This window comes from Cryobacterium sp. MLB-32, assembly GCF_000738085.1.
Lineage (GTDB): Bacteria > Actinomycetota > Actinomycetes > Actinomycetales > Microbacteriaceae > Cryobacterium.
In genome coordinates this window covers 1-20,679 of sequence record NZ_JPRS01000062.1, presented here as the reverse complement: position 1 = coordinate 20,679, position 20,679 = coordinate 1, and the positions used below count along the sequence as shown (strand labels likewise).

Below are 20,679 nucleotides of genomic sequence, written 5' to 3'. Positions count from 1 at the left end.
CCGTCACCAACAACCCATTCATACTCGGTCTGATTTTCTTCATCGGAGGGCTGCTGGTCGTGCTCTGGAATGTGATCACCGTTTCACTGCGTCAGAGAATCACACCCAACGAACTACTCGGAAGGGTCAACAGCGTCTATCGTCTGCTGGCCTGGGGCACGATGCCCATCGGCGCAGCAACGGGCGGCCTCCTGGCCCAATGGCTCGGATTGCAAACCATGTTCGGAATCATGGGGCTGCTCACGCTCGGCCTCTTGGTGTTGATGCCCGTGCTCAGCAACGCCGCGATTGACGCCGCCGAGGACCCCCCGCCAAGCACTTGAAACGCCATCCAACGCTATGCGAGAGGTGATCCGCCAAACGCATTGAGCATGCCCGCAAGCCGGACGGCTTGCGCGACAGATTTGCGGCCAATCCGCTCAATGGCCACGAAGCTGACGCCGTGTCAAAAGGGAACCTCTTGCGGGTTTGCCTCCGCTTCGGCTTGACGAGATGGCGGCGTCGTCCGACCGGCATTGATCGCCATATGGCTCGTCTGGGTACGGAGGAAATGTAGGCACACCAACCGTGCGGCATGAACCGGCCGTCGCCTCAGTTGCTGTCGCCATCACCTGGTCGGATGTGATCGGGAAAATCTGTAGGTCCAATCCCGTTCTTCGCATAGAAATTCTGTAAGAAACCGCGTGCCTCCTCGATTAGCCGTTCCCGCGACATTTGAGGGGGGTGCTCGGAGGGGGACTTGGCTCCGAAAGCGGAGAAGGTGAACCCATAGGTCCCCTCAGCAGGACCGTTGAGCCACGCGAAATCGTAGCTGACTTCTCCGTTGGGTTGACGTCGTTCGCTGATGCGGAACAATTCCCGATCAAGGGAGAATTCGAAGTCGATCATGTTCCGACTCTAACCGGGCGGTCACGGTCAAGCGAAGGAACGCCTCATAGGGAAGCTGAACAATCGGTGCAGGTGCAGGTGCAGGTGCAGGTGCAGGTGCAGGTGCAGGTTCCGGTGCCGACGCGGGCGAGGGCTACCGTTGAACCGTCGGATCACACTGCCCGTAAGCGGGACCTCCTGCGGGAATGCCCCGTAAAGGCGGGGCCGCGCACCACGTCTGAGCGAATTTGTCCCGTTTGCCCTGTCGCGTTAGGAAATCCCGCTGGGGTGCGTCAACTGCGACGGGCTGAGGCCCAGATTCGCGTGACGGCGGCTCAAGACAGCGGCATGAATCTCAACGAGCGTGGCAGCCGGATTGTCCGAAGTGGGTGACAAAGGTCCGAAATGGACGGTCACGGGACACTGAGGATGGGTGTGCCGTCAGTTATCGAGATCGCGGTGACTAGCGGTTCGGCGGCCGAGGCAGGGGTCCAGTCCGGGAGGAGGGCGCTCTGCGCAGGCAGAACTAGCGGCTGACTCGAAAAGCAGTCTCGATATGAATGATTATTGCCTCGATTAGCCTGCGAACTGACAACTTTTCTGCCCGCCGGGCACCCGATTCAACGAGCGCCGCGTGGGCAGAAGAGTGCCACGAGTGCGCGCCCGCACCTGGCCGAGATCGAGTTAGATGTTGCGGCCTCGCGCGTCGACGGGCCACGTGGCGACGACCCGCCCTGCCCGCTCCACCACATACTCGTCCGCGAGGTTGACCGCGCTGCACACGTGGTTGGGCACGACCCGCAGGCGGGTTCCGGGAGGGCAGTCAATGCCCGTGATGGTGACATGGTGTTCGGAGATCGCCGACAATCGCGCCTCGGGATAGTCGAGCAGCCGGCCGAAGCCGCTGGAAAAAGCGCCCCGGTCGGCGGCGAGCGCTTTGCTCCCCGCATCCGCCACTACCCGCTCCGGCGAGCGCGAGACGACGGTCGCGAGCACGGTGAGCGCAATATCGTCCGAGGAACACGTACCGAGCTCCCACTGCTGGGCGTCCCCGAAAACGTACACGCCGGGGCGGAGCTCGGTGAGAACCGACGCATCCGAAAACTGCACGGACGGGGTTGATCCGCCGCTGACAATGCGAGCGGTAATTCCCTCACGGGTCAACGCGGCCACGGCCTCGACAAGTGCCTGCATCTCATCCGCCGCCGCGACCTCTCGTTTGTCAGGCGAGTAGCTGTGGCCCGGAAAAGTGAAGACGCCGGCCACGTCGAGCCCGAGCTCCGCCGCAGCGCTCGCGACGCGTCCGACCTGCGAGGGAAGCACCCCACTGCGATGATGGCCGGAATCCACCTCCACGAGAACGCTAAGACGGTCAGACAGCCCCGTCGCTCCCTCCGCGAGCCGGGCGGCTCCCTCGACAGAGTCGATTCCGATAAGCAGCGGCGTGATCGTCAGCACTCGTCGCAGGCGCGCGGCCTTGTCCACATCGAGCCACAGCGGGTAGGCGATGAAGATGTCCGTCAGGCCGGCCGTGGCGAAGACTTCTGCCTCGGAAATCGTCGCGACCGTGATGCCGATTGCGCCGCCAGCGACCTGGCGCCGGGCGATCTCGACCGATTTGTGCGTCTTGACGTGCGGGCGGAGAGCCAACCCCGCACGGGCAGCGAAGGCGGCCATACCGGAGATGTTGTGGTCGAGGCGCTCCTCATCGATGACGAGCGACGGCGTGGGCGGAGTCTGAAGGGCAGTGGTCACCGTTCCAGCGTACTGAGACGGGAGCGACATGATGACGGAACAGAATCTGGTGACGATGACCTTCGACGCCCATCGGCCGCAGCCCGGTCCTCGAACGTTGACGCTTTCGTGGCCCTGGACGACGACGTGAGAGTCGGCGACGCGTAGGGCGCGCGGACGTGTTCCGTGACGTGCACGCTCAGAGCTCACGGCCGAACGACATGGAGACCAGCGCGGCGCGGCGACGCGGCTCCGGTTCAGCCCTGAGCGGAGAGCGCACAGCGAAAGCCGACGTGGCTCATCCCCGTGTCGATCATCTGGGGTCGCCGGGCAGACGGCCGGTAACGCCGACAGTAGCTGTCGGCGCACAGGAACGAACCGCCTTTGATCACCTTGCGGGGAACGAGAAACGGGTCCGCGTCAGTGACGCTGTGCTCGCGGCTCCCACCCGCGGGGTTCACGGGTGAACAGCATCCGTCATCCGGTGTGAAGTTCGTGAACCAGTCGTCGGTCCATTCCCAGACGTTGCCTGCCATGTCGCTGAGTCCGAAGTCGTTGCCCACGAATGACCCGACCGGGGTCGTCGAGCCATAGCCAGAGTCCGCACGCCAGGGAAAATCACCGTGCCAATAATTGGCGAGGGGACGCCCCGCGGTTTCCGGTTCGTCTCCCCAGGTGAAGTCCTGATGAGCTCGCCCGCCGCGAGCAGCCCGCTCCCACTCCGCCTCCGTGGGCAGCCGCAGGCCTGCCCACGTCGTGTAGGCCACCGCATCCTCGTGCGCGACATGCACGACAGGATGATCACGCCGATCAGCGATCGTCGACCCCGACCCGAAAGGCCGACGCCAGTTGGCTCCCGGAGTCCAGGCCCACCATTGGCTGAGATGACGCAGGTCCACCGGCCCGGCGGTGCCCGTGAAGACCATGGAGCCGGGCACGAGATTCTCGGGCGGCGCCCCGGGAAAATGTGCCGGATCAAGGGCTCGCTCAGCGACAGTCGTGTAATGGGTTCTCATCACGAACCGGCTGAACTCAAGGTTTGTGACGGGTCGCGCGCCGAGCCAGAAGGCGTCGACGCGCACTCGGTGCGCCGGCGCTTCCTCTGGATAATTCGTATCCGACCCCATGGTGAATTCGCCGCCCGGGATCCACACGAGTCCATGCTGCGAGGCCCGGGGCGGGGCGACGACGCCCACGGGCACGCTAGTCCCCACCGGCAAGGAACCCCTCCAACTTCTCCATGGCCTGGCCGATCGTGAAGGTGGCGGCCCTCTGGCGGGGCGGGAATTCCATGAACGTGGCCAGGAATCGCGCCATCACCGTGCCGGCGGCCAGCAGCAGGTAGTTGTTGTCCATCACCCAGTCGTAGTACGTGTTCGATGTCATCTCGGCACGTTCGAAGGGGTCCGTTCGCAGGTTGTAGAGCTTCGGCACGCGGAGCGTGACAAACGGGTCGACCCACACTGCGAGCGTTCCGGGCGTGCGCTGCTCCATGAAGACCGCCTTCCAGTGGTCATAGCGCAGCGCGAGCACATCACCGTCATCCGAGAAGTACACGAAAAAGTCCCGCGGACCCCGTGCTGCCTCGCCGGTGAGATACGGAAGGAAGTTGAACCCGTCGATGTGCACCTTATACGTGCGATCCTCGATCGTCTTGCCCGTTGTGAGTTCGCCCACCGTGGTCGTGTCGCCGGCTGCCGCCAGAAATGTCGGCAGCCAATCGTGGTGCTGGATGATCTCGTTCGACACGACCCCGGCTGCGATGTGCCCGGGCCAGCGAATCATCTGGGGTACTCGAAAAGCGCCTTCCCAGTTCGTGTTCTTCTCGCTCCGGAACGGGGTCATTGCGCCGTCGGGCCACGTGTTCATGTGCGGGCCGTTATCGGTGGAGTAGATCACGATTGTGTCATCGGCGATGCCGAGTTCGTCGAGGTGAGCGAGGAGTTCTCCGACGAGCGCATCGTGGTCGATCATCGTGTCGTGGTACTCGGACTGCCATCGGCCGGCCTGCCCGATACTTTCGGGCTTCGGGTGCGTGCGGAAATGCATGTGCGTTGTGTTCACCCAGACAAAGAACGGGGTCTCAGCCGTGTGCGCGCGCCCGATGAAATCGATGGCCGACGCAGCAAACTCGTCGTCGATGCGTTCCATTCGCTTTTTGGTCAGCGGCCCGGTGTCTTCTATCTTTTGCTTGCCTACCCGGCCGTAGCGTTCATCCACCGTGTCGTCATCGTCAACGCTCGCATGCGAGTGGATGACCCCTCGCGGCCGCGCACGACGATTGAATTCCGGGAATTCCTCCACCGTCGGCCAGTTAGCCAATTCCGGCTCTTCTTCGGCGTTGAGGTGGTACAGGTTGCCGTAGAACTCATCGAAGCCGTGAACCGTTGGCAGGAACTCGTTCTTGTCGCCGAGATGGTTCTTGCCGAATTGCCCGGTTCTGTAGCCGTGGGGCTTCAGGAGCTCGGCAATGGTCGGGTCCTCGGGCTGAAGCCCGATGTCCGACCCCGGCATACCCACCTTGCTCAGTCCCGTGCGAAACACGCTCTGCCCGGTGATGAACGACGCACGGCCTGCGGTGCAACTTTGCTCACCATACGCATCGGTGAATTTCATACCCTCGTCCGCGATGCGGTCGATGTTCGGGGTGCGGTACCCCATCAGGCCCTCGCTGTACGCGCTCAGATTGGTGATTCCGATGTCATCGCCCCAGATGACCAGGATATTCGGCTTGCCTGCAGGCATCAGGACCCTTCCACTCTCGACTGAGTGCGCCGACCCGGCGCATCTGGCGCACACGATAGCAGGGTTGCGGGATTTCGCTACGACAGGGGATGTATCGCCAAACGCCCCGCTATACGCTCACGGAGTCCCCCACGACCGACTCCGACTCGAGCTCCATGGCACGTTCGGCGTCGGCCTTGTGAGCTGCGACCTGGGCCACGTTGGGCAGGAGGAAACTGGCGAGCGCGGCGAGAGACAGCGCCGTGATAGGCACCCAGATACCGCCGAGGAAGGCGTCGAGCAACACGTTGGGTGCGAAGGTAACCCCGACGATGCCGAAGAAGACGACGCCCACGACGGCCACCCCGATTGCCGAGCCCACCTGTTGGAAGGTTCCGAGCACGCCCGATGCCGCTCCGGCATTGGCGATCGACGTCTGCGCGAGGGCAACGTCGGTCAGCGGCACGACGAGCAGCGTCAGCCCGAGGCCTGCGAGGGCCATCGGCGCGATCAGGTCCGGACCAACCAGAGCGTTGCCCTGAGCCGCGACGATGTTCGCGATCCACAGATAGCCGATGATCTGCGCAACCGCACCGATCAGGATCAGGCGCTTGCCCAGCCGCGGGCCGAGCGGCACCGCGACTCCACTGCCGACGAGAGCGCCGATGCTGAAGGGCAGGGTGGTGAGTGCGGCACCGATTGCGGTAAAGCCCAGTCCGATCTGCAGATAGAGCACCAGGATCAGGAAGAATCCGCCGATGGACGCGCTGAACGAGAACGAGGTGATCACGCCGGCCGAGTAACCGCGACTATGGAAGAGGGAGGTCGGAACGAGCGCGGAGCCGGAGTTCCGGTCGCGCCGGCTCTGGTACCAGATGAACACCCCGAGCAGAACGGGACTCGCCCCGAGCATCACCCAGATGCCCACGGGCCAGCCCAGCTCGCGACCTTCGATTAGGCCATAGACCAGCAGGAAAAGGGTCGCCGAGATCAGGACGACGCCGAGGAGGTCGAGGCTGACGCGCGTGGCGGTGCGTGACTCCGGGATGCAGATGGCGGCCGCGATGAACAGCAGCACACCAACGGGCACGTTGATGATGAAAACACTGCGCCAGCCCAGGTCGAAAGCATTCTGCGTCACGAGGATGCCACCGATCAGCGGCCCGGCAACGGCCGCCAGACCGGAGATGGCCCCGAGAGCGCCGAACACCCCGGCACGCTCCTTCGGCGCGAACATGACCTGGATGATCGAGAGCACCTGGGGGATCATCATCGCGCCGAAGGCACCCTGCACCAGGCGCGAGACCACGAGCATGTCGCCGCTGGTGGCGGCCGCACAGGACGCCGAGGCGAGGGTGAATCCCGTGACGCCGATCAGGAACATCCGTTTCCGACCGAAGATGTCACCGAGACGCCCCCCGGTGATCAGCAGTACGGCGAAGGACAACACATATCCCGACACGATCCACTCCAGCTGAGCGGCGGTGGCGTTCAGATCCTTTTCGATGGCGGGGAGGGCGACGTTGACGATCGTCGTGTCAAGCAGGTCCATGAAGGCGGCAAAAAGCAGCACCACAACAGCGAGCCAGCGAAGGCGCATGAGGATCCTTTTTCGTGAGCGAGGGAACACGCAGTCCAAATGGCTTACGAGCGGCAGATCTTCTGCGCCGTAGAAAGGTTAAGGGTCGGTCGCCCTTCCCTTCACGCTCGGGACCGGATTGTGGGCGCTCTCCCAGCCGAGATGGAGAACTTCGTGTGCATCCGCCGTGCGGGCCTACCCCATTTGGGACTAGTTTGGTGGCGTGTCCCCTCCGGAGATCGACGCTCGGACCGCTCACGCCGCGGGCGTGGAGCGCCTCCTCGAGAGCTATCGGGCGGTACCGCCGACGGCATCCGTCAGGCTCGCCAAGCCCACCTCCAACCTCTTCCGGACACGGGCGAAGGCGCAGACCGCGGGTCTGGAGACATCCGGCTTGACGGGCGTTATCGCGGTGGACGTGAACACGAAAACGGCTGACGTGGGGGGAATGTGTACCTATCAAGATCTGGTCGCCGCGACTCTGCCCCACGGATTGGCGCCCCTGGTGGTGCCGCAATTGAAGACCATCACCCTGGGCGGCGCGGTCACCGGCCTCGGCATCGAGTCGACATCCTTCCGGAACGGACTGCCGCACGAATCCGTGCTGGAAATGGACATTCTCACCGGCGCGGGAGACGTGGTCACCGTCTCCCCCACCGAGCACGACGACCTCTACCGTGCGTTTCCCAACTCCTACGGCACACTCGGGTACGCGGTGCGACTGCGCATCGAACTGGAACCGGTCGAACCGTTCGTCGCGCTCCGGCACCTGCGTTTTCATTCCCTCACCGACCTGGTTGCGGCCATGGACCGAATTGTCGAGACCAGGGAGGTGGACGGCGAGCCGGTGGACTTCCTCGACGGCGTCGTCTTCAGCGCACACGAGAGCTACCTCACGCTGGGCACCAGGACCTCGGTACCCGGCCCGGTGAGCGATTACACCGGCCAGCAGGTCTACTACCGCTCGATCCGGCACGATGGCGCCCTCACGCGTGACCGACTCACGATTCACGATTATCTGTGGCGGTGGGACACCGACTGGTTCTGGTGCTCGGAGGCCTTCGGAGCACAGCGTCCGTGGGTTCGTCGGCTCTGGCCACGAGCACTTCGGCGCAGCAGCGTCTATGCGGCGTTGATGCGTTATGAACAGCGATTCCACATCGGCGATCGCATCGAGCGGCTCAACGGTCGTCCGCCGCGCGAACGAGTTGTGCAGGACGTCGAGGTGCCGATCGACCGGTGTGGGGAGTTCGTGGAGTGGTTCCTCGCCACCATTCCCATCGCGCCCATCTGGCTGTGCCCCCTGCGGTTGCGCGGCGCCGGGTGGCCGCTGTACCCGATGCGCCCCGGGCGGGCTTACGTCAACGTCGGCTTCTGGTCGACGGTGCCGGTGGGATTGATCGATGGCGAAACGAACCGGCTGATCGAACGCACGGTCACACAACTCCACGGGCATAAATCGCTGTATTCCGACTCGTACTACTCCCCCGAGGAATTCGGGGAACTCTACGGCGGAGACCTCTATCGGGCCGTGAAACAGCGGTACGACCCCGATGCACGTCTCCTCGATCTCTATGCGAAGGCGGTGCAACGACGATGACTACGTTCAAGGAAACCCGGCGCGGCAGTGGGGAGCGGGCAGCGCCGCCGAACCCGGAGCGCAAGCTTACACTCGCCGAGGTTTTGGAGATCCTCGCCGGGGGGCAGCTCCCGCTGCGGTTCACCGCCTACGACGGAAGTTCGGCAGGCCCGCCCGACGCGCCTCTGGGACTGGAGCTGAAAACGCCGCGAGGCACGACCTACCTGGCCACCGGCCGCGGCGACCTGGGCCTCGCCCGCGCCTACATCTCCGGTGACCTGGAGGTGCACGGAGTACACCCCGGCGATCCCTATGAACTCCTCAGGGCGCTCGCCGGCGAGTTGGTCTTCTCCCTGCCGTCACCGCGAGTGATCGCCCACATCATTCGCTCCATCGGCGCCCAGCACCTGCGCCCGATCGCACCGCCACCACAGGAGGCACCGCCGCGCTGGCGGCGCGCAGCCGGCGGTCTTCGACACGGCAAGAGCCGCGACGCGGATGCGATCCACCACCACTACGACGTGTCGAACACCTTCTACGAGTGGGTGCTCGGGCCGTCGATGACCTACACATGCGCCTGCTACCCGCGTCTCGACGCGACACTGGAGGAGGCGCAGGAGAACAAATACCGGCTGGTCTTCGAGAAGCTGTGCCTGGAGCCGGGCGACCGACTGCTCGACGTCGGGTGCGGGTGGGGAGGCATGGTGCGCTACGCCGCCCGCCGCGGCGTCACCGCCACCGGCGTGACGCTCTCTCAGGAACAGGCCGCATGGGCGCAGCAGGCGATCGCCGAGGAAGGCCTGGCCGATCTGGCCGAGGTCCGCTACGGCGATTACCGGGACGTTGCCGAAACCGGATTCGACGCCGTCTCGTCGATCGGGCTGCTTGAGCATATCGGAGTGCGCAACTATGCGTCCTACTTCGCCTTCCTGCAGTCACGACTGCGCCCCTCCGGGATGCTGCTCAACCACTGCATCACCCGGCCGGAGAACACGTCGGAACCGTTCACCCGCGGGTTCATTGATCGGTACGTGTTTCCCGACGGGGAACTCACCGGCTCGGGCCGCATCATCAGCGCAGCCCAGGATGTGGGGCTTGAGGTCGTGCACGAGGAGAACCTGCGCCAGCACTACGCGCTGACACTGCGCGACTGGTGCGCCAATCTCGTTGAGCACTGGGATGAGGCCGTCGCCGAGGTCGGTCTGCACACCGCGAAGGTGTGGGGCCTCTACATGGCCGGGTCACGGCTCGCCTTCGAGACCGGGGGCATCCAGCTGCACCAGGTACTGGCGGTCAAGCCCGATCCTGGCGGCGGTATCGGCTCGCTGCCGCTCCGCCCGTGGTGGACGCCCTGATACGGGCGAGCGCGGGTCACCGGTTCGACCGCCTTCTCAACCGACCGTGCGGTCAGGTGGACGGCCGGCTTTCCGTGTCGCGGCGGTGCGACCACCGGCGCACGACCTTCTCCGCCTCGACAAGGACGAGCACGGTCGAACCGATGGCCACGCACAAAAACCACTCCCACGCGTTGAGCGTCGTGAAGCCCAGCAGGTCTTCAGAAACAGGCCACGTCATGGCGACCCAGTGCAGGATCAGGGCGCCCAACGATGTGAAGAGGAGCGGTTTGTTGGCCAGCAGCCTGAGCTGAAAAAGGGACTTGGACTCGGCCCGGGAGCTGAAGACCTGGAAGAAACTCAGCAGTACGAAAACCGTCAGCGCCATGGTCCGCGCGTGCACCTCGGGATAATCGAGACGCAGCTCAACGATGAACGTCAGGAGCACCGCCAGGGCCATCCATGCGCCGGTTATTCCGGCCCGGAACCAGAGGGTGCGCGAGAGGATCCCCTCCTCAGGCGCCCGCGGTGGCCGGGTGAGTTCGTCCCCCTCGGCGGGCTCGAACGCCAGAGCAATGTCCTGCACACCGTTGGTCACGACGTTCATCCACAGCATTTGAACGGGAAGGAAGAGGAGAGGGGTTCCCGCGAAGACGCTCAGGGTCACCGCAACCAATGCCGCGGCGCCCGTGGACAGCAGGAAGTAGGTGGTCTTGCGAATCGCCGAGAACGTCACCCTGCCCTCTTCGACGGCGTGCACGATGGTGGCGAAGTTATCGTCGGTGAGCACCACGTCGGCGGCTTCGCGGGCGACGTCCGTGCCAGCACGCCCCATAGCCACCCCGATCGATGCCGCTTTGAGCGCGGGGGCATCGTTGACGCCATCCCCGGTGACGGCCACGATCTTGCCGGTGCCCTGCAGGGTGTGGACGATCCGCAGCTTGTCCTGCGGTGAGACCCGAGCCGCGACGCTGGTTTCCTCGAGGCGCGCGGCCAGCATTCCGTCGGTCAGGTCGGCCATCTCGGGCCCCGTCAGCGGACGCGTGCCCGTCGCCAGGCCCAACCTGTCGGCGATCGCTGCGGCGGTCACCGGGTGATCCCCCGTGATCATCATCACGGAGATCCCGGCTCGTCTGCAGTCCTGGATCGCCTCAGCCACGCCCGCGCGTGGCGGGTCGGTCATGCCCACCATGCCCAGGAATGTGAGCCCGCTCGGCGGGTCGAGTGGGTCAGTCAGGTTTTCTTCGGCGGCGACGCGCCGGGATGCCGCCGCGATGACTCGCAGGCCCTGTCGACCCATGCGCTCGTTCGCCGCGAGAACCGCGGCTTCGTCAAGATCTTCGTCAGCGACAGATCCCGCTATGGCCACGGAGGCTTCCACGACTGTCTCCGGCGACCCCTTGACGTAGAGGGTGAGCCGTCCGTCGGGGCCGACGTGAACGGTCTGCGAATACCGCAGCTGAGGCTCATAGGGTTGGTGGGCCACGGGGTTCATCCGGCGTTCCTGCTCGGTCACTGCACCCCGGGTGACAGCGGCCCGGGCCATCGCAGCGTCGACGGCATCGCCCGAGTATTCATCGGCGACATCGGCGGAGAGAGTTGCCTCGTTGGTCAGGGCCCCCGCTCGCAGCGTGGCGCGGACAGGTTCCAGATCGGTGAGCGCGCCCGGCTCCGCCGTGAAGTCCAGCAGGCCCGACCTGGTCCAGATCCTCTCCACGGTGAGTCGATTTTCGGTGAGCGTCCCCGTCTTGTCCGACCCGATCACGTTCGTGGAGCCGAGAGTCTCCACTGCCGGGAGAATGCGAACGATCGCGTTTCGCCTGGCCATCCGGGACACACCCAGACTGAGCGCGACGGTCAGCACAATGGGCAGGGACTCGGGAATGGTGGCGACCGCGAGTCCGACGGCCGTTCGGAACATGGTGGAGGCGTCGTTGCCGAGGACGATGCCGGCGATGAAAACGAAAACCAGGGCACCAAGGATGACGAAGCCTATAGACCTCTCCAGGCTATGGGTCAGCAGTTGCAGCGGTGTCTTGCCGGATGGGCCCTGAACGAGAGCGTTGATTTCGCCGAGGGCGGTGGAAGCTCCGGTGGCGATCACAACTCCTCGGCCGCGACCGCTGCCCACGAAGGTGCCGCTGAAGGCGACATTCGTCTTGTCTGAATCCGCGATGCCCTCGGCGAGGGGGACGGTGGTTTTGGCCGCCACGAAGGACTCACCGGTCAGCATCGACTCGTCGATTTCCAGGGCATTGGCCAGGAAGAGCCGAAGATCAGCAGGCACCCGCTCACCGCTTTCCAGCAGGACAACATCGCCCCGTACGACGTCGGGTCCGGGGATCACCCGTTCGTCGCCGTCGCGCAGCACGCGACACGAGGGCGTTGAGAGTGATTGCAGCGCTCGTACGGCGGACTCTGCCTTGCGCTCCTGCACGAAGCCGAGAGAGGCATTGAGGCACAGGACCAAAAAGATGGCACCGGAATCCACCCAGTACTTCTGGAGAGCGGTGACAACCGCCGCAACGAGAAGGATGCCGATCAAGGGACTGACGAATTGACGCAGCAACACCCGCCACCAGGGCGTGCGGCCGGCAACGGCCAACTCGTTCAGGCCGGCCGTACGGAGCCGCTCCGCGGCCTCGGCGACGTCGAGGCCGTTCGGTGAGGAGGCTAGTTCACGGAATACAGCCTCGGTGCTCAACGCATGCCACGGTGGCGCGACGGCCACGACCGGGGCGGAATCGATCGGCTGCGGAGTCATGCTGTCAGTTTCCTGTACCCCCGCGGGCATGGCAACCCCGTGACGGAGCCGTGGCCGCCCTCGCGCCGTCCTCGCTGCCCCTCGAGTGTCAGGGGATGCGGTCAGGGCCGCCCCAGCACGACCACGCTGTGGGCGGCGAGCACGATCGAGCCTGAGCCGCGCCGGAGGACCGCCGCACCATCTGTCGCGAAGGACAGCAGCACCGGCCCGGCACTCGCCGGCAGCGACCGAGCCGTGGCCCCGAAGTTGACCAGAATGCGGGTCTGGCCGCGCCGCAGCCGCAGCCAGGAATCCGCTTCGCTGAATTCCACCGTCGTCCGGTCGAAACGGGGGTCTGTCACGTCGGGGGTTGACCGGCGCAGTGCCGCGAGGGCGCGGTAGTACTCGAGCATGCGCACGTGGTGCGCTTGCTCGAGTTCGTGCCAGTCCAGCGTCGAACGTTCGAAGGTTGCCGGATCCTGCGGGTCGGGCACCACGGATGGATCCCAGCCCATGCGGGCAAACTCCGCGATGCGACCGCGCGCCGTGGCCTCACCGAGCTCGGCCTCCGGGTGTGAGGTGAAGAACTGCCAGGGCGTGGTCGCACCCCATTCCTCCCCCATGAAAAGCATCGGCGTGTACGGACCGAGCAGCGTGAGCGTGGCCGCGATCGCGAGTTGGCCCGCATCCAGCTGCGCCGTGAGCCGGTCGCCGATTGCCCGGTTGCCGATCTGATCATGGTTCTGTGAGGCGACAACGAGCCGCCACGTCGGCATCCGTTCGGTGTCGATCTCTCGCCCGTGCACTCTGCCCCGGAAACTCGAATAGGTTCCGTTGTGAAAGAAACCCTTGCTCAGCACCTTGGCGAGCGCGCCGAGCGGTTCGAAATCGGAGTAGTACCCGGTCACTTCGCCGGTGAGGGCCACGTGCACGGCGTGGTGGAAGTCATCGCTCCACTGGGCATCGAGGCCATAGCCGTTGGCCTCGCGCCCCGTGATCAGTCGCGGGTCGTTGAGGTCGGACTCAGCCACCAAGCTCAGGGGGCGGCCGGTTGCCGCGCTCAGGGCGGAGACCTCCACGGCCAGTTCCTCAAGCAGGTGAAGGGCGCTGTGGTCGCGCAGTGCATGCACGGCATCCAGGCGCAACCCGTCGACGTGGTATTCCCCCAACCACATCAGCGCATTGTCAATGATGTATCGCCGCACCGGTCCCGAGTCGGCTCCGTCGAGATTGAGCGACGATCCCCAGGTATTGCCGGCCTGATCACTGAGATAAGGACCGTACTGCGGCAGGTAGTTGCCGCTGGGTCCGAGGTGGTTGTACACGACGTCCTGAATTACGCCGATGTTTGCGGTGTGGCACGCGTCGACAAAGCGCTGATATGCCGCGGGGCCCCATATCCCTCGTGTACGGCGAACCACAGCACACCGTCGTAGCCCCAGTTGTGCGTTCCGTTGAACGCGTTCACCGGAAGCAACTCGATGAAGTCGACGCCGATGGATGCCAGGTGCGGCAGCCGGGTGGCGGCCGCCTCGAGCGTGCCTTCCGGAGTGAATGTGCCGACGTGCATTTCGTAGATGGTGCTGCCTGCGAGCTGCCGTCCCGTCCAGGCGCTGTCAGTCCAGACATGGTCGGACGGGTCGAACCCGCGCGAGAGGTCGTGCACACCGCCGGGCTGACGGCGCGAGCGCGGGTCGGGAAACGGGCCGCGTCCGTCGACACGGAAGCCATATTCCGCGTTAGTCGCCGTTGCGGGAGATGCCGCCGGCCGCCACCAATCGTCATCGCCCCGACGCATCTCCTGGGTGGTCTCCCGCCCATCGGCGCGCAGCACGAGATGTACCTCTGACGCCGTCGGCGCCCACACGGCAAAGCGCTCGTTGATCATGAGATCCCTTCAGGGGCCAGGAGGGCGACCGGATACCGACCGAGCAGGTCGCTCACGCGGAGCACACCGCCCTCGAAGCTCTCGCCGGTCAGAACATTCACCCAGGTGCGACCGGCAATCACGATCGTGGTGTCGCCCCAGCCACCGGCGGCCGCCAGACCGAGCGGCAATCGGGTGGCCACCGTGACAGCGCCACCGCGGTCGAAGGCGATGACGTGCCGTGCCGCCGTGCCGAGAACGGCGACGGGTGCGTACCGGGTGAAGAGCCCCGCGTTGTCGCGCCGCAGGCGCAGCGCCCGACTGGTGACCAGCAGCTTGGCGGCTCCAGTCTCGTCCACGGGCGGCAACCATCCCTGATCGACGCGTTCGAGGTAGTCCCGCCGCAGAGTGAAGTCGACCGCTCGGCGGTTGTCAGGGTCAACCAGGGATGTTTCCCACAGTTCACTGCCCTGATACACGTCGGGCACACCCGGGGCGGTGAGCTGCAACAGCTTCGCGGAGAGGGAATTGCTCCACCCCGCATGCCGCACCCGTTCGACACACGCCGTGATGACCTCACGCAGGGCCGGATCATCGCCGGTGGCCGTCACGAGGGCCCGCAGCGCCGTTTCGAACGCGGCGTTCGGTGCGGTCCACGCGGTGGACGTACCCGCCTCGCGCGCGGCCTTCTCCGCGTAGGCACCGAGACGCTCCGGCGAGATCGGCCAGGCACCCACGATCGCCTGCCACAGGAGGTTCTCGAAGGGAGGGTCGCCCAACGGTGCGGCAGCCCGGAACGTGCCGAGGATGCGTTCCCACTCGGCCGGGATCTCGGCGAGCACGTCGACGCGCGCACGCACATCTTCGCCGCGCTTCGTGTCGTGCGTGGAGAGGGTCGTCATGGAGGCCGGGAATGCGGCCAACCGGTGCTGCTGTCGACGGTGATAGTCCTGCGTGCCAATGGCGAATTCGTCCGGATCGGCACCGACCTCATTGAGTGAGGTCAGCCGGCTGAAACGGTAGTACGCGGTGTCTTCGACACCCTTGGCCATCACCATGCCCGAGGTCTGCTGAAAACGTACGGCCACCGGATGTTGCGGGTCGAGCAGCAGGGGCAGCAGCCGCTCTATCTCGCCCGTGAGTTCGGGGCGGAGCCGGGTAGCACGGCTCGCGGACTCCTGCAGCCGGTGCGCGCCGAGCGGAAGATACGAGCGGTACACGGGGAAACAGGCGAGCAGCTCGGCGATCGCGTCGGCGGTGTCACTCGTGGCGCCCGCGACAAGCCGTGCCAGCCGGAGCACCTCGGAACGCAGAATGCCATCCGCGATCACACGTTTGTTGTCGTGCACGAGGTCGCTCCACACCGATGCACGACCCTGCAATCCGGCCTCGAGTGTGTCGAGCGCTTCCTGCCCGGCCGGGTCAACGAGTACCCGGTCGATGTCGCCCAGGGCGTCGTAGCCCGTGGTTCCTGCCGCAGACCAGTTCGTGGGCAGTTGCTCGGCCCCTTCGAGGATCTTTTCGACAAGAACGTACGCACCACCCGTGGCTTCGCGCAGCTGGTCGAGATACCCGCCCGGGTCGGCCAGCCCGTCGGGGTGATCGACCCGCAGGCCGTCGACGAGCCCCTCCCTCACCCAGCGTATGATCTCGGCGTGGGACTCCTCGAATACCCAGGGAATCTCGACCTTCAGTCCCGCAAGACTGTTCACCGCAAAGAAACGCCGATAATTCAGCTCGGCATCCGCGCGCCGCCAGTTCACGAGCTCGTAGTGCTGCCGCGCGTAGACGGTGGCCACAGATGCCCCATCCGCGGCGCTGCCCGGTGCCACCGGATACCGGTTGTCGTAGTAGTGCAGTTCATCGCCGACGAGCTCGAGGCGATCGAGCTCAGTCGGGTCGTCGCCGAGCACAGGAATGCGGAGCTTGCCGCCACCGAAAGCCCAGTCCACGTCGAAAGCCTCGGCGTAGCGCGATGCCTCGCCCAAGCGCAGCAGGTCCCACCACCACGCGTTCTGTGTCGGCGTAGCGACGCCCATGTGGTTGGGCACGATGTCCACGAGCACGCCCCGTCCGGCACCCGCAGCAGCCGCCGCAAGCCGATCCAGTCCGGCCGCCCCGCCACGGGCCGGGTCGACCCGGGAATGGTCGACCACGTCGTAGCCGTGGTCGGACCCGACCTCGGCCCGGAGCAGTGGAGACAGATATACCCAGTCCGCGCCGAGACGGGTCAGGTAATCGACGACCTCGGCCGCCGCATCCAGGTCGAATGACTCGCGAACCTGTAACCGGTAGGTCGAGACCGGCACCCTCACTGCTCTGACCCGGACCGAGCCTGGAGTGTTGGAAGTACGATCGCACCGGTGAGCCCGGCCAGCGAAGCGGCCACCGAGTGATCCGGCGCCGAGAGCGGCGCCGTGTAGGCCCGCAAAACAACCAGTGATCGGGAGGCGATGGTCTGGATCGCGCCGGCCGGCCGGGGAATCTCATCCGCCCCCTCGCCGGCGGTGTCGACCACGATCTCCCACTCCGCCGCATATTCTTCCGGCGGAAGGGTGAATTCCACGTCTTCGGCGTCGGCGTTGAAGCACAGCAGGAAGTTGACGTCGGTGATCTCGTGCCCGCGGGAATCACGCTCACGAATGCCCTGGCCGTTGAGGAACTTGGCCACCATGCGGGTGCCGGTCTTGTCCCAGTCTTCCGGTTGCATCGCTTCACCGTTGACGTTGAGCCAGACGATGTCGGGCAGAGTCTCCCCCTCCACACGCGTGCCGGGGTGTCCGTCGAAAAACCGGCTACGGCGAAAGCTGGGATGGTCCCGTCGCAGGCGGGAGATCGCCGCGGTGAACTCGATCAGAGGCTGATCCGCCTCGTCCCAGTGGATCCAGCTGAGTGAGGAGTCCTGGGCATACGTGTTGTTGTTGCCGTTCTGGGTGCGGCCGAGCTCGTCGCCGTGCAGCAGCATGGGAACCCCCTGCGACAGCAGGAGAGTTGCCAGGAAGTTGCGGTGCTGACGGGCACGCAGGGCACGCACCTCCGGGTCGTCCGTGGGACCCTCCGCGCCGGAGTTCCATGATCGGTTGTGTGATTCCCCGTCCTGATTGTCTTCGCCGTTGGCTTCGTTGTGCTTCTCGTTGTACGAGACCAGGTCCGCGAGTGTGAAACCGTCATGGGCAGTGACGAAGTTGACCGAGGCCATGGGGCGTCGGCCCGAGTGCTCGTAGAGGTCTGCCGACCCGGCGATGCGGCTCGCGAATTCGCCGAGGGTCGACGGTTCGCCGCGCCAGAAATCACGCACGGTGTCGCGGTACTTCCCGTTCCATTCCGACCATTGGGACGGGAAATTCCCCACCTGGTACCCGCCGGGGCCCACGTCCCAGGGCTCCGCGATCAGCTTTACCTGCGACACGATCGGGTCTTGCTGCACGAGCTCGAAGAAGGTTGAAAGTTTGTCCACGTCGTAGAGGTCCCTGGCCAGGGCAGAGGCCAGGTCGAAGCGGAAGCCGTCGACGTGCATTTCTGTCGCCCAGTACCGCAGGGAGTCCATGATGAGCTGCAGCACGTGCGGATGCCGAACGTTGAGGGTGTTCCCGGTACCGGTGTAGTCCATGTAGTACCGCTTGTCGTCGTCCATCAGCCGGTAGTAGGCCTCATTGTCGATGCCCTTGAACGAGAGCGTCGGGCCGAGATGGTTGCCCTCAGCCGTGTGGTTGTAGACGACGTCCAGGATCACTTCAATGCCGGCGGCGTGCAGGCTTCTGACCATGCTCTTGAATTCCTGCACCTGCTGGCCGAGATCCCCGGTGGACGAGTAGCTGTTGTGCGGGGCGAAGAATCCGATCGTGTTGTAGCCCCAGTAGTTGTTCAGCCCCTGGTCCATCAGAGTGCTGTCGTTGACAAACTGGTGCACCGGCATCAGCTCCACGGCCGTGACGCCGAGCTTCTGCAGATGGTCGATGACCGCCGGATGAGCGACGCCGGCGTAGGTGCCTCGCTGTGACTCCGGCACCGCCTCCAGCAGTTCTGTGAGGCCCTTCACATGCGCCTCGTAAATGAGCGTTTCGTTGTATGGAGTGCGCAGCGGGCGGTCCCCTGCCCAGTCGAAGAACGGGTTGACCACGACTCCGAGCATCATATGCGCCCCCGAGTCGTCGTCATTCCGGGAATCGGGGTCGCCAAAATTGTAGGAATACAACGCCGGATCCCAGTCGATCACGCCACAGGTGGCCTTGGCGTAGGGGTCCAACAGCAACTTGTTCGGGTTCGCCCGGTTGCCTGCGGTCGAGTCGCCGTCGCCGTGCACGCGGTAACCATAGCGCTGACCCGGCTGGGCAAGCGGGAGATAGCAGTGCCAGATGTAGGCGGAAGACTCCCGCACTTCCACGCGATTCTCGACACCCTCGTCGTCGATCAGGCAGAGCTCCACTCGGGTGGCGGCCTCGCTGAAGAGGGCGAAGTTCGTGCCGCTACCGTCAAAAGTCGCGCCGAGCGGATAAGCGGTTCCGGGCCAGGTTTCCATGAGACTCCTCGAAATGGAGATTAACCGAGAGCACACGGGGTGCCCTCTCAGTACGTTAACCCATTTAGGGGCTCATTTCCGACCGTCGCGGCGGCGCGGAATACCACCAGCATGTCGTGCACGATCGGGACGACCTGCGTGCCGTGCAGCTCGATTATCGTCATCAGCTTCTCGTGCGGCGGTATGCCTCTGACCCACGCTACGACGAGACTTATTCCGCAGCAGTCGCGCGGGCAGTGTTCGCGGCACGTCGGGACCGCCACCAGGCCATCGCGCGCATCAGTACCCGTTTCATGAAGGCGGCAACTCGATGTGCGGCAGGAAACTCGGTTCCTAGACACGCCACGCCGAGAAAGACAATGAGCCATCCCGGTCCGGGCAACGGAATCAGGATCACGCCGACGATGATGATCACTGTCCCGAGCAAGGCCACCGCCAGGCGATAGACCCAACGCAGGCTCGGATAGCCATCGACCCACGTGCGGCATCGGCGCAGGAAGGCCCACAGCGGATGCCGCGGATCACCGACCCGAGTCGCGCGGCGTTCGAGCTGGTCGGTCATGATGCCAATCTAGGCGCTCAGGCTGGGAAAGCACGGGGTCGGGCTCGCGAACCGCCAGACTAGGACGGAAAATGAAATCTCATTCGTCGACAGGAGCCGTTATGACCGAGCACGACCTTATTGCCCTCTGGAGCAAGGCGCGCTGGCACATCATCATCTCGCAGCTTGCCCCCACGTTTCTGCTCACCTCCCTCGTTGCCCTGCTGGTTCTCGGCCTTGGTGCGGCGGAATTCAGCGTACGCGTGGCCGCCGCGGGCATCCTGCTCGCCTCCGGCGTACTCGGGGCTCTTGTGCAGATCGCAGCCGCCAATGAGGGGCTCGCTATCATCGCGGATCTGCGCGCCACCGCCCCCACATCGGCCCTGAGCCACCGAATCGTCGCATCAGGCCCGTGGGTGAACGTTGTGCGCTTTCTCACGCCTGGCGTCTTTGTAGTGGTCTACGTGGCATTGCTCGCGGCCCTGTTCCTGCCTGCCTGAGACGCCGCCCAGTGACCGCGAGTGCGGTCTATGCGATTCCGTCGACATAGAACCACTCGCGGCCCACCCGCTCGAACCTGCTGGTCTCGTGTTGCCGAGTGAGGGCGCCTCCGCTTCGGCAGTGGGCGGTGAATTGCACTTCACCCACCCGGTCGAAGGGGCCACCCCGGTTCGTGGACTCAATGTCGAGTCGAGTCCACACCGTGTCGGCGTCGAGATCGAGGAATTCGGGCCTGGTCTGCGGATGCCACGTCGCCAGCAGGTACTCGGCAAGACCCACGGCAAAGGCCGAGTAACGCGAACGCATGAGGAGCTCGGCTGTGGGGGCCGTCGCCTCTCCGGAGTGAAACCGATGGCAACACGCGGCATAGGTTTCGCCGCTGAGGCAGGGGCACCGAAGCGGGAGGAGAGACGACATGAGTCAATTATCGCGCGATTGATGAACCGGACGTTGCCCCGCCCCAACCCAGACCGGCGGCTACGCCCGTCGATCACAAATCCGTTAAAAAAACTTCCACACCGTGCAGTTGGGTTAAAGCAAAAAACCCCGACCAAGTCGGGGTTTTGTGCATTTCGGGTGGATCCGAGGGGATTCGAACCCCTGACCCCCTGCATGCCATGCAGGTGCGCTACCAGCTGCGCCACGGACCCGGATTGTTGTTTCGGATTGCCCCGAAACAACTTGTTTAGAC

Annotated in this window: 13 protein-coding genes, 1 tRNA gene and 2 pseudogenes; 4 read left to right on the top strand and 12 right to left on the bottom strand. The window is 64.9% G+C overall.

From position 1 onward, the window contains the following. Nucleotides 1-323 (top strand): annotated as a pseudogene (locus JF66_RS08440) (MFS transporter); the annotation flags it as partial. A 268-nt stretch (nucleotides 324-591) separates the two neighbouring features. Here the strand turns inward: JF66_RS08440 and JF66_RS08435 are convergent. The 5 genes from JF66_RS08435 to JF66_RS08415 form a co-directional block, all read right to left on the bottom strand. Further along, a complete protein-coding gene (locus JF66_RS08435) occupies nucleotides 592-888 on the bottom strand; it encodes a hypothetical protein (protein WP_035876994.1) in 297 nt (98 codons plus the stop codon). Nucleotides 889-1,551: 663 nt separating this feature from the next. Continuing rightward, nucleotides 1,552-2,622 carry an alanine racemase gene (locus JF66_RS08430; protein WP_035877001.1) on the bottom strand — a complete coding sequence of 357 codons (1,071 nt, stop codon included), beginning with the start codon at nucleotides 2,620-2,622 and terminating at the stop codon, nucleotides 1,552-1,554. A 236-nt stretch (nucleotides 2,623-2,858) separates the two neighbouring features. After that, nucleotides 2,859-3,815: a formylglycine-generating enzyme family protein gene (locus JF66_RS08425; protein WP_255351517.1), complete on the bottom strand. Its 957-nt coding sequence runs from the start codon at nucleotides 3,813-3,815 to the stop codon at nucleotides 2,859-2,861. Then, complete coding sequence (locus JF66_RS08420; RefSeq protein ID WP_035876992.1) at nucleotides 3,805-5,346, bottom strand: arylsulfatase; 1,542 nt, start codon at nucleotides 5,344-5,346, stop codon at nucleotides 3,805-3,807. The genes JF66_RS08425 and JF66_RS08420 overlap by 11 nt, the downstream gene beginning before the upstream one ends. Before the next feature lie 109 nt (nucleotides 5,347-5,455). Further along, the gene (locus tag JF66_RS08415) at nucleotides 5,456-6,925 is read right to left on the bottom strand and encodes an MFS transporter (RefSeq protein ID WP_051973296.1); all 1,470 of its coding nucleotides are present in this window, start codon (nucleotides 6,923-6,925) and stop codon (nucleotides 5,456-5,458) included. Between the two features lie 202 nt (nucleotides 6,926-7,127). On the opposite strand from JF66_RS08415, the gene JF66_RS08410 reads away from it, so the two are divergent. Together JF66_RS08410 and JF66_RS08405 are read left to right on the top strand one after the other, a co-directional pair. Beyond that, nucleotides 7,128-8,504: an FAD-binding oxidoreductase gene (locus JF66_RS08410; protein WP_035876989.1), complete on the top strand. Its 1,377-nt coding sequence runs from the start codon at nucleotides 7,128-7,130 to the stop codon at nucleotides 8,502-8,504. Further along, a complete protein-coding gene (locus JF66_RS08405; protein WP_035876987.1) occupies nucleotides 8,501-9,838 on the top strand; it encodes a class I SAM-dependent methyltransferase in 1,338 nt (445 codons plus the stop codon). The genes JF66_RS08410 and JF66_RS08405 overlap by 4 nt, the downstream gene beginning before the upstream one ends. Nucleotides 9,839-9,890: 52 nt before the next feature. Here JF66_RS08405 and JF66_RS08400 read toward each other — a convergent pair whose 3' ends face one another. The 5 genes and pseudogenes from JF66_RS08400 to JF66_RS08380 all read right to left on the bottom strand — a co-directional run bounded on the left by JF66_RS08400 (nucleotide 9,891) and on the right by JF66_RS08380 (nucleotide 19,508). Continuing rightward, nucleotides 9,891-12,581, bottom strand: coding sequence for an HAD-IC family P-type ATPase (locus JF66_RS08400; RefSeq protein WP_035876986.1), 2,691 nt, complete (start codon nucleotides 12,579-12,581; stop codon nucleotides 9,891-9,893). A gap of 101 nt (nucleotides 12,582-12,682) precedes the next feature. Then, a pseudogene (gene treZ, locus JF66_RS08395) lies at nucleotides 12,683-14,448 on the bottom strand (malto-oligosyltrehalose trehalohydrolase). Then, the gene (treY, locus tag JF66_RS08390) at nucleotides 14,445-16,742 is read right to left on the bottom strand and encodes a malto-oligosyltrehalose synthase (RefSeq protein WP_035876985.1); all 2,298 of its coding nucleotides are present in this window, start codon (nucleotides 16,740-16,742) and stop codon (nucleotides 14,445-14,447) included. Before treY ends, treZ begins: the two are co-directional and overlap by 4 nt. Then, nucleotides 16,739-18,946, bottom strand: a complete 2,208-nt coding sequence (glgX, locus tag JF66_RS08385; RefSeq protein WP_051973295.1) for a glycogen debranching protein GlgX — start codon at nucleotides 18,944-18,946, stop codon at nucleotides 16,739-16,741. The genes treY and glgX overlap by 4 nt, the downstream gene beginning before the upstream one ends. A 211-nt stretch (nucleotides 18,947-19,157) precedes the next feature. Then, a complete protein-coding gene (locus JF66_RS08380; RefSeq protein WP_035876983.1) occupies nucleotides 19,158-19,508 on the bottom strand; it encodes a TIGR02611 family protein in 351 nt (116 codons plus the stop codon). A gap of 101 nt (nucleotides 19,509-19,609) precedes the next feature. Between JF66_RS08380 and JF66_RS08375 the strand changes: the two genes are divergently transcribed. After that, nucleotides 19,610-19,987, top strand: coding sequence for a hypothetical protein (locus JF66_RS08375; protein ID WP_035876982.1), 378 nt, complete (start codon nucleotides 19,610-19,612; stop codon nucleotides 19,985-19,987). Nucleotides 19,988-20,015: 28 nt separating this feature from the next. Here JF66_RS08375 and JF66_RS08370 read toward each other — a convergent pair whose 3' ends face one another. Together JF66_RS08370 and JF66_RS08365 are read right to left on the bottom strand one after the other, a co-directional pair. Continuing rightward, on the bottom strand, nucleotides 20,016-20,405 hold the full coding sequence (locus JF66_RS08370) for a YchJ family protein (protein WP_035876981.1): 390 nt from the start codon (nucleotides 20,403-20,405) through the stop codon (nucleotides 20,016-20,018). A gap of 160 nt (nucleotides 20,406-20,565) precedes the next feature. Then, nucleotides 20,566-20,638: transfer RNA gene (locus JF66_RS08365), tRNA-Ala, on the bottom strand. Nucleotides 20,639-20,679: the final 41 nt, after the last annotated feature.